Source organism: Shewanella xiamenensis (assembly GCF_014647135.1).
GTDB lineage: Bacteria > Pseudomonadota > Gammaproteobacteria > Enterobacterales > Shewanellaceae > Shewanella > Shewanella xiamenensis.
Genome location: NZ_BMOP01000010.1, coordinates 135,108 through 145,177 on the forward strand (window position 1 = coordinate 135,108; position 10,070 = coordinate 145,177).

6 protein-coding genes are annotated in these 10,070 nt (G+C 49.1%); 5 read left to right on the top strand and 1 reads right to left on the bottom strand.

The genetic code is table 11. The features are described from left to right. Window positions 1–50 precede the first annotated feature (50 nt). The 4 genes from lpxB (at window position 51) to tilS (ending at window position 6,889) form a co-directional block, all read left to right on the top strand. On the top strand, window positions 51–1,208 hold the full coding sequence (lpxB, locus tag IEY09_RS11115; RefSeq protein ID WP_088585822.1) for a lipid-A-disaccharide synthase: 1,158 nt from the start codon (window positions 51–53) through the stop codon (window positions 1,206–1,208). After that, the gene (gene rnhB, locus IEY09_RS11120; protein ID WP_069454612.1) at window positions 1,208–1,837 is read left to right on the top strand and encodes a ribonuclease HII; all 630 of its coding nucleotides are present in this window, start codon (window positions 1,208–1,210) and stop codon (window positions 1,835–1,837) included. Before lpxB ends, rnhB begins: the two co-directional genes overlap by 1 nt. 117 nt (window positions 1,838–1,954) lie before the next feature. Continuing rightward, entirely contained in the window at window positions 1,955–5,434 is a 3,480-nt protein-coding gene (gene dnaE / locus IEY09_RS11125; RefSeq protein ID WP_188871061.1) for a DNA polymerase III subunit alpha, read from the top strand. Window positions 5,435–5,491: 57 nt separating this feature from the next. Next, window positions 5,492–6,889 carry a tRNA lysidine(34) synthetase TilS gene (gene tilS, locus IEY09_RS11130; protein WP_188871063.1) on the top strand — a complete coding sequence of 466 codons (1,398 nt, stop codon included), beginning with the start codon at window positions 5,492–5,494 and terminating at the stop codon, window positions 6,887–6,889. A gap of 50 nt (window positions 6,890–6,939) precedes the next feature. Here the strand turns inward: tilS and dgcS are convergent, their stop codons facing one another. Further along, window positions 6,940–7,830 carry a diguanylate cyclase DgcS gene (gene dgcS / locus IEY09_RS11135; protein WP_069454614.1) on the bottom strand — a complete coding sequence of 297 codons (891 nt, stop codon included), beginning with the start codon at window positions 7,828–7,830 and terminating at the stop codon, window positions 6,940–6,942. 171 nt (window positions 7,831–8,001) lie between these two features. On the opposite strand from dgcS, the gene IEY09_RS11140 reads away from it, so the two are divergent. Further along, entirely contained in the window at window positions 8,002–9,948 is a 1,947-nt protein-coding gene (locus IEY09_RS11140) for a monovalent cation:proton antiporter family protein (protein ID WP_188871065.1), read from the top strand. The last annotated feature ends 122 nt before the right edge of the window (window positions 9,949–10,070 follow it).

Consider the following 10,070-nt stretch of genomic DNA (forward strand, 5'->3'; position numbering starts at 1 on the left):
GGCAGAGGTTATCGCTGCGGTGCCATTCACTTGTCAGATATGATTGGTTTATGAGCAAAAAATCTCAATTAGTGTTTGCAATGGTCGCCGGAGAACTCTCCGGCGATATTTTAGGTGCGGGTTTGATGGCCGCGCTGCAAAAAGCACATCCCAATGCCCGTTTTGTTGGTATTGGTGGACCTCGTATGGAAGCCTTAGGCTTCGAATCCCTGTTTGCGATGGAAGAATTAGCCGTGATGGGGATAGTTGAAGTGCTATCGCGCCTGCCACGCCTGCTCCATGTCCGAGCTTCGTTAATTAAGTCCATCACCGAGCTTAAGCCTGATTGCTTTATCGGTATTGATGCGCCGGACTTCAATATCGGTCTCGAGCTTAAATTAAAGGCTCAGGGGATTAAAACCGTTCACTATGTGAGTCCTTCGGTGTGGGCATGGCGGCCTAAGCGGATCTTTAAAATCGCCAAGGCCACTAATATGGTACTGTCATTATTGCCCTTCGAGAAAGCCTTCTACGATAAGCATCAAGTGCCTTGTACCTTTGTCGGTCATACCTTAGCCGACGACATTCCGCTTGAGAGTGATAAAGCAAGTGCGCGTCAATTGCTGGAGTTAGATCCTGAGGCTGAATATCTCGCGATTTTACCTGGTTCGCGCGGCGGTGAGCTAAAGCAATTGGCTGAGCCCTTTGTGAAGGCGGCGCTACTTATCAAGCAGCAATTTCCCGATATTCGCTTTGTGACGCCTTTAGTGAATCAAAAGCGCCGTGAGCAGTTTGAACAAGCGTTAAAAGATTATGCGCCGGATTTAGAAATTCACATGGTGGAAGGCAAGTCACGCGAAGTGATGGCCGCTGCCGATGGTATTTTACTCGCCTCGGGTACAGCGACGTTAGAGGCCATGCTGATTAAACGCCCAATGGTGGTGGCGTACCGCGTGAGTCCACTGACCTATCGTATTGCCAAGAGCATGATGCAGGTGAATCGTTTCTCGCTGCCAAATTTATTAGCGGGGCGAGATGTGGTACCAGAGCTCATTCAGCATGATTGCACGCCAGAGAAAATAGCTGCCGCGGTTGGCGTTGAACTTAACCGAGACTTTGCACCAATTAAAGCCGAGTTTGAACGTTTGCATCAACTGCTGCGTTGTAATGCCAGCCAAAAGGCGGCCGAGGCGGTTTTGGCTCTGGTTGATGTTAAGGATGTGAACTAATGGCGGTATTTAAGACGCTGACCGACACCGAGATCGCTGCTTTTGCATCGGTGTTAGTGGCTGGTGTCGATGAGGTTGGTCGCGGTCCCCTCGTTGGCGATGTCGTCACCGCTGCGGTGATCCTCGATCCTAATCGACCTATTTTGGGCTTAAATGACTCTAAAAAGCTCAGCGAGAAGCGCCGCGAGGCATTATTCGATGAGATTTGTGAAAAAGCCTTAAGCTTTCATGTGGGGCGGGCAAGTCCTGCGGAAATTGATGAGCTGAATATCCTGCATGCCACTATGCTTGCCATGCAGCGCGCGGTGGCAGGGCTTGCACGTGCGCCCGAGTTAGTTTTAGTCGATGGTAATCGCAGTCCGGCGTTTACTCACCAAGGGCTGTCTTTGGCGAGCCATAGCATAGTCAAGGGTGATGGCCTGATTGCCAGCATCAGTGCAGCCTCGATTATTGCCAAAGTGACCCGCGATCGGGAGATGGATGCCCTCGATGCCGCTTATCCACAGTATGGATTTGCTAAGCATAAGGGCTATCCAACTAAGGCGCATTTTGACGCCATCGCCGAGCATGGTGTGTTCGATCAATATCGTAAAAGTTTCAAACCCGTCAAGGCATTACTGGAGCGTTAACACCGATTGGGTGTTTTCACTTCAGCTTGAGAGCAAAGTCACTAGCCCAAGAGCGGTGACTTTGCTAGTCTGCTTTTTTAGTGATTGTTAACCTGCTATTCAAAGATAATTCTAATTATGTCCGATCCTCGTTTTGTGCATCTGCGTGTCCACAGTGACTTTTCTATGTCCGATGGTGTGGCTAAGGTCAAGCCAATCCTTGCTCAAGTTGAAGCGCATGGGATGGCGGCGGTGGCTTTAACAGATCAAAATAACTTCTGTGGTCTAGTGAAGTTTTACGGCGGTTGCCATGGCGCAGGCATCAAGCCGATTATTGGCGCGGACTTTTGGATGCAAGTGCCTGGTTTTGATGGTGAGTTTTGCGCCTTAACCATTATTGCGATGAATAATGAGGGCTATCAAAACCTCACCCAAATCATCAGTCAAGCCTATTTACGCGGGCATGTTCAAGGTCGCGTAGTGATTGACCAAGAGTGGTTGGTCACATATAACCAAGGCATTTTGCTGCTGTCTGGGGGCAAAGAAGGGGATGTGGGTAAGGCGCTGCTGAAGGGCAACAATACTCAGGTTGAGTCGTTATGCGAGTTCTATCAGCAGCATTTTGAGGGACGTTATTTCCTTGAGTTGTTACGCACCGGACGCCCCGATGAAGAGCGTTATCTGCACATGGCGGTGGGATTAGCGCAGGAAAAGGGTATTCCTGTGGTGGCTACAAATCAGGTGGTGTTTTTAAAGCCAGAGGACTTCGAAGCCCATGAAATACGGGTCGCGATTCACGATGGTTTTACGCTCGCCGATCCACGCCGTCCTAAAAAGTACAGTGAGCAGCAGTACCTTCGCAGTGAAGAGGAAATGTGTGAGCTGTTTGCTGACATCCCCGCAGCCCTTGCCAATACCGTTGAAATTGCTAAGCGTTGTAACGTCACTATTCGTTTAAACGAATACTTCTTACCTAACTTCCCCACTGGCGATATGTCGATTGAGGATTATTTGGTTGATCGCTCTAAGAAGGGGCTCGAAGAGCGCTTAGCATTCTTATTCCCCGACCCACAGGTGCGCGCCGAGCGTCGCGGTGAGTACGATGAGCGCCTCGACATCGAGCTTCAAGTGATTAACCAAATGGGCTTTCCTGGTTACTTCCTTATCGTGATGGAGTTTATTCAGTGGGGTAAGGACAACGGGATTCCCGTTGGTCCTGGCCGTGGTTCGGGCGCGGGTTCGCTTGTCGCCTATGCCCTTAAAATTACCGACTTAGACCCCCTCGAATTTGACCTGCTGTTCGAACGTTTTTTGAACCCAGAACGGGTGTCGATGCCCGACTTCGACGTTGACTTCTGTATGGATCGACGCGACGAGGTCATTGACCACGTGGCTGAGTTGTACGGCCGTGAAGCGGTATCGCAGATTATTACTTTCGGTACCATGGCGGCTAAGGCGGTTATCCGAGACGTCGGCCGTGTGCTGGGCCATCCCTATGGCTTTGTCGACCGCATTTCAAAGCTTATCCCACCCGAGCCTGGGATGACACTGGCCAAAGCTTTTGAAGTGGAACCTGCATTGCAGGAATCCTACGATGCTGATGAAGATGTCAAAGATCTTATCGACATGTGCCGCAAACTCGAGGGCGTCACTCGAAACGCGGGTAAGCACGCGGGGGGCGTGGTGATTGCGCCTACCAAGATCACCGACTTTTCGCCGCTATATTGCGACGCTGAAGGTAAAAACCCGGTAACCCAGTTCGATAAGAACGACGTGGAAACCGCAGGGTTAGTTAAATTCGACTTCTTGGGGTTAAGAACGCTCACTATCGTCGATTGGGCGCTAGAGATGATCAACAAGGTGGAGGTTAAAAATGGCCGTCCACCAATACGCATTGAAGCGATTCCGCTAGACGACCCAGCCTCGTTTAGATTGCTGCAACGTTATGAAACCACTGCGGTATTCCAGCTCGAATCCCGTGGTATGAAGGACTTGATTAAACGTCTACAGCCCGACTGTTTCGAAGATATGATCGCTCTGGTTGCATTGTTTCGCCCAGGGCCGTTGCAATCGGGCATGGTGGATAACTTTATCGAGCGTAAGCATGGCCGTGAAGAGGTGTCTTACCCCGATTCTCAATACCAGCATGAATCCTTAAAAGAACTGCTTTCGCCCACCTACGGCATTATTTTGTACCAAGAGCAGGTGATGCAGATTGCGCAGGTATTGTCAGGTTATACCTTAGGCGGCGCTGACATGTTACGCCGTGCTATGGGTAAGAAAAAGCCTGAGGAGATGGCTAAGCAGCGGAGTATTTTTAAAGAGGGCGCAATTAAAAATGGTGTCGACGGCGAGCTGTCGATGAAAATCTTCGACCTTGTGGAAAAGTTCGCTGGTTACGGTTTTAACAAGTCTCACTCTGCGGCCTATGCGTTAGTTTCCTATCAAACGCTGTGGTTGAAGACCCATTTTCCATCGCAATTTATGGCGGCTGTAATGTCTGCCGATATGGATAACACCGATAAAATTGTGACCTTAGTGGATGAATGCGAGCGGATGGGGCTCACCATCATTCCGCCGGATGTGAATAAGGGATTATTTAAGTTTACCGTTGATGATGATCTGCGGATTGTCTACGGCATTGGAGCGATCAAAGGCGTGGGTGAGGGGCCAGTTGAGTCAATTTTAGCGGCGCGTAAAGATGGTCCCTTTGTTGATTTATTCGATTTCTGTGCCCGTATAGACCTAAAAAAGCTCAATAAACGGGTTATTGAAAAGCTTATCTGTGCTGGAGCGTTAGATTCCCTCGGACCGCACCGCGCGTCGATGATGGCAACCTTACCCGAGGCCATTAGCGCAGCAGACCAACATGCGAAGGCTGAGGCTATTGGCCAGCATGATATGTTTGGTTTGCTCAATAGTGATCCCGAGGATAGCAAGCAACAGTTTGTGGAATGTACCCCATGGCCGGACAAAATTTGGCTTGAGGGCGAGCGCGAAACATTAGGGTTGTATTTAACGGGGCACCCAATAAATCAATATCTTAAAGAGCTTAAGCATTACACTTCAGGGCGCTTGAAGGATGTGCATCCTACCGAACGGGGCAAAACCGTCAAGGCTGCGGGCCTCGTCGTGGCGACCCGGGTGATGCTCACTAAACGCGGCTCGAAAATGGGTTTACTGACCTTAGATGATAAGAGCGCTCGGCTTGAGGTGATGCTATTTACTGAAGCCTTTGAGAAGTTTAATCACCTGCTGGAAAAGGACCGGATCCTGATCTGCGAAGGTGAGGTGAGTTTTGATGATTTTGCCGGTGGAAACCGGATGACGGCGCGCAATATCATCGATATCAGTGAGGCGCGTAGCCATTTTGCCAGTGCATTGGAAATCGATTTAGAGGCATCGCAGCTGACCCCAAATATGCTCGAGGGCATTGAGCAGGCAATCAGTCCATGGCGTAATGGCGCAGTGCCAGTGCTAATTAACTACAGCCAAGCTCAAGCCAAGGGGCAGTTTAGATTGGCCGAAATCTGGCGAGTTAACCCAAGTGATGAGTTGGTCTTTGCCTTGGAAAGTTTACTCGGCCCGAACAAAGTGCGGATTGTATTTCCATCGTAATATCTGCCTTAAGTCGAACCAAGCTTAGGTTTCTGTTGTTTTTGAGTGGGGAAGAGGATGGCTGCGCAGGATTTGAGTGTTCATATAGCGCGATTTTTAGATAGCTTACCCTTTCAAGCGGGGAGCAAGTTAGTCCTCGCTTACAGTGGCGGAGTCGATTCTGAAGTGCTCGCCTACGGCTTAAGTGAATATGCTAAACAGCGTCCTGATTTACGCTATCAATTGATTTATGTACACCATGGCTTGAGCCCCAATGCCGATGCTTGGGCCAAGCATTGTCAAGAACGCGCGGCCCTGTATGGTTTACCTGTGACGGTAGAACGGGTTCAGCTCGAGCTTGGTCCTCGGGTGAGCGTTGAGGCTGCAGCGCGAAAAGTGCGTTATCAGGCGATTTTAGCGCATCTTAATCCGCAGGATATCTTACTAACCGCTCACCATGAAGATGATCAACTCGAGACAATTCTGTTAGCCCTAAAACGCGGTCAAGGCCCTAAGGGATTAGCCGCCATGGGGCACATTCAGCCACTCTCATTAGCAGGCAAAGGGGAGTGCTTACAAGTGCGTCCTTTGCTTGATATTAGCCGCGAGATGATTGAAGCCTTTGCCAAAGCGCAACATTTAGTCCATATCGATGATGAGAGTAATAAAGATGATAAGTACGATCGTAACTTTCTTCGCCTCGAGATTATCCCACGCCTAAAAGCGCGCTGGCCAAGTATCGCCAGCACCGCCAGTCGCAGTGCCCAGCTTTGTGCCGAGCAGCAAGCCATAGTAGAAACTGAGGTAAGTGAGCGTTTACCTAAGCTGTTAACCAAGGCGGCTGTTACTGAGCAAACCGTCCTTAAGCTGACGGAGTTAGCATCGCAACCGATTGAATGGCAAGGGATACTGCTGCGGGGCTTTATTGAGTCCCAAGGATTTTCACTGCCATCCTACGTGCAGTTGCAGCAAATGTTGCAGCAATTAATCCACGCTAAAGAGGATGCTAAGGTCCATATCCGCATTAATGACTGTGTACTGCGCCGCTTTGCAGGGATGCTTTATCTGGATAGTGGAGAAACCCTATCTACCGTGCCCCACATTACAGCGCGCGACCTACATCAAGAGATTCTGACCTTATTGACTCAAGCATCAGCACTTGTTGGAGACAAGACTGCGCCATTTGCGTTGGTGACCACAGGCCCTCGGCTGCGTTTACCTAACGCCGATGAAGTGGTGAGTCTACGTTATGGCTTGGCGGGGCAATTTCGCTGTCAGCCACATTTTCGAGATAAGGGACGCGAGCTGAAAAAGTTATGGCAGGAATGCGCGGTGCCGCCTTGGTTACGTACTGATGTAGGATTCGTGTTCTACAACGATAAGCTGGTGATGGCCTTTGGACTCTGGGTTGAAAAGGCATTTTGTGCCAAAGGGGATGATATCGGGCTTAAGTTTGATGGGCAGGCAATCGGATAGCAAAGTCTATTTGCCATGCTTTATCGCCAGTGAGCAGCATCCATGCTCGATTAAGACAGTTGGGCTGGGCTTAACTTGTAGCAATTACGCCCCGAGGCTTTGGCTTGATACAAGGTTTTATCAGCCTGCTCATAGAGTTGTTCGGCTTCCATCGTGTCGCTCGCCTCAGCCGCCCCAAGGCTACTGCTCACGCCAAATTGATGGAAGTTAGTATTGGCATTGGTTGCAGTGACGATACGCTCACACAGTAAACCCGCTGCATGAATATTACCTTGTACTATGACCACAAACTCATCGCCGCCGATGCGGAAAGCCTGATCTGTACTACGGATACTGCTACGGATAATGTCACCAAACTCCTTCAAAATATAGTCACCGCATTTGTGACCATACTTATCGTTAAGCTGCTTAAAATTATCCAAATCCAACACAATAAGTGACACCGTTCCCTGTTTTCTGTGAGCCCTGGCCACCGCGTTTTTCAGGCTTTGGCTGTAATAGTGACGATTTCCAAGACCCGTTAGGGAGTCAAACATCGCCTGCATCGACATTTCTTGGTACTGCATGGCATTCAGCAATGGTTGTAACAAAAGCGGCTCTATTTCTTGCAAGCTGATGCTCTGTGAGGGCGTTAGCGGCGTTAACAGTTGATACTGCAGTGTAACTGGTGTCCCGCCGCAAATGATCTGCCGTTTAAGGCTAATCCCATAACGTTTACCCCAGCTTAATTTATATTGCTCAGATTGTAGTCGAACCCCTTGTATAGGCAGATGTTGTCCCAGCACTTTGCCGTAGCAGGCAAAGACTGTCCGCGGATCTAAACTAGCATGCAGTTGCTGGATAACTTGTACGAGATCCAGCGGCGCGGATGTCGGGCTATATGCCTCTGTTTGATAGTTATATTCATCGGGATATAACGTGGTCGCTAAGCCAAAGTCCATTATGATTACCCCAGCAAATGAAATGGCGATAAAAACTGTTACCTTAGTTAAGCAATATGTGTGCCGTTATATTTGCCAATTAAATTTGTCTTTACTTGTCACTCAGTTAAGCTTAAAGCTCATCGTTATAATTTTTAACATGCCAGTAATTTGACAGGAGCTAGTGCGTCTATGGAACATGGTTTCTTGATTCAAATTCTGCTGATGTTAGTCATTGCGATCGTTGCGATTGCGCTACTTAGGCGTATCGGTTTGCCAGCTATTTTGGCGTATTTGTTAACAGGAGTACTCAGTGGGCCGAGTGGCTTTCATTGGTTTACTCAGCAGCAAATGCAGTCTGTCGCCGAGCTTGGGGTAGTGCTGTTGATGTTTACCCTAGGGCTTGAGTTTTCGGTACCCCGCTTATGGGCGATGCGCAGAACCGTGTTTGGTTTAGGCAGTGCCCAGGTGCTAGTCACCACTGTCTTGACTATGCTAGTGGCGTTAGCCTGTGGGTTGAATTGGATTGAATCACTCGTAATCGGCGCTGCAATTGCGCTTTCATCTACCGCCATCGTGCTTAAACTGCTCAATGAGCAGGGCTGGCTAAGGCGTCGTCATGGCGAACTATCTGTCAGTGTATTGTTATTTCAGGATTTAGCGGTAGTGCCGCTGCTGATTCTACTGCCATTACTCGGACAGAGTGATGAACCCTTAATGTTAGCCTCTATCGCTTGGGCGTTACTCAAGGGGATTCTCGCCTTCTTTTTCTTAATGGCTTTGGGGAAGTGGGCTTTACCCAGGCTGTTTGATGAGGTGGCAAGGTCGCGCTCAAATGAACTCTTTGTTCTTTCAACATTAGTGGTCGCCTTGGTCACGGGCGCATTTACCCAGTGGTTAGGATTATCGATGGCCTTAGGGGCATTTATGGCGGGGATGCTGCTTGGTGAGAGTCAATATCGTCGTCAGCTCGAGGCGGATATTCGCCCCTTTCGCGATCTATTAATGGGGCTATTTTTTATTTCTATCGGCATGATGCTAGATTTTGGATTGGTTATTCAGTTTTGGTGGCAAATTCTATTGGTTCTGCTCGCAGTTGTGTTTGGTAAGGCACTTATTATCCATGGATTATTACGCTTAGTGGGTGAGCCCTTTAGGATTGCGATTAGCACAGCCTTAAGCTTGGCGCAGGTAGGGGAATTTAGTTTTGTGGTACTCGCGCTCGCCGTTAGCTATGGGTTACTGAGTAATGAGATCAGTACGATGCTGGTAATGGTGGCGGTATTATCGATGAGTATCGCCCCTTGGTTGGTGCGTCACAGTGTGGATATTGCAAAGTGGTTATTGGGGATCCGCCAGTCAGCGCATGTAGATGATGTCGTCCCCGTGGTATCCGACGACCATGATTTAGTGGTGATTTTGGGGTATGGGCGCGTAGGGCAAACCATTGCGCGTTTTTTAAAGACCGAAGCCGTGCCTTATTTGGTGCTCGATCTTGATCCCACAAGGGTTTCTGAGGCGCGTCGAGCTGGGGAGCCTATTTACTTTGGTGATGTGTGTAAGCGGGCCATTCTCAAACAGATTGGTATTAAGCATGCCAAAATGATAGTGATCACCTTTAGCGACTCCCGCAGTTTAGAAGACGCCTTACCCTTATGCCGGCAACTGGCTCCTGAAGCTAACATTTTGGTCAGAACCCGCGATGATAGCGAGTTAGACTTATTGCAAAAGGCGGGGGCCAATCAAGTCATCCCAGAAACCTTAGAAGGAAGTTTGATGTTAGTTTCGCAGGTTTTGCATCAATGCGGAGTGCCATTAGCGCGGATCCTCAAGCGGTTAGAGTCGGAGCGGCGTAATCATTATCAATTTTTACATGGCTTTTTCTCGGGTACAGAGACGGATTTCACTTTAGAATCTTTGCATGCAGTGCTGCTGCACCGCGGTGCAAATGCCGTTGGTAAGCAAGTGGCCGATATTGATTGGGAATCACTGCGGGTAGAGTTGAGGGCAATACGTCGTAATGGTCAAGAAATTGAGCATCCTGCATCGGATTGGGTATTTCGAGCGGGGGATATTCTCCTTATCGTCGGCAAACCGAGAAGAGTAGAAAATGCAGAAGCAAAACTACTGCAGGGCTAAATAGCTGATCCGAATACTGCTACATTTTCGCCGTGCCATGCCCACTGCCAGGAAATGGGGAAACGGTTCCCATAAAATGCCATACCATGCCAAGCAGTTCCCGTATGTTCCTGCAAGCGTGA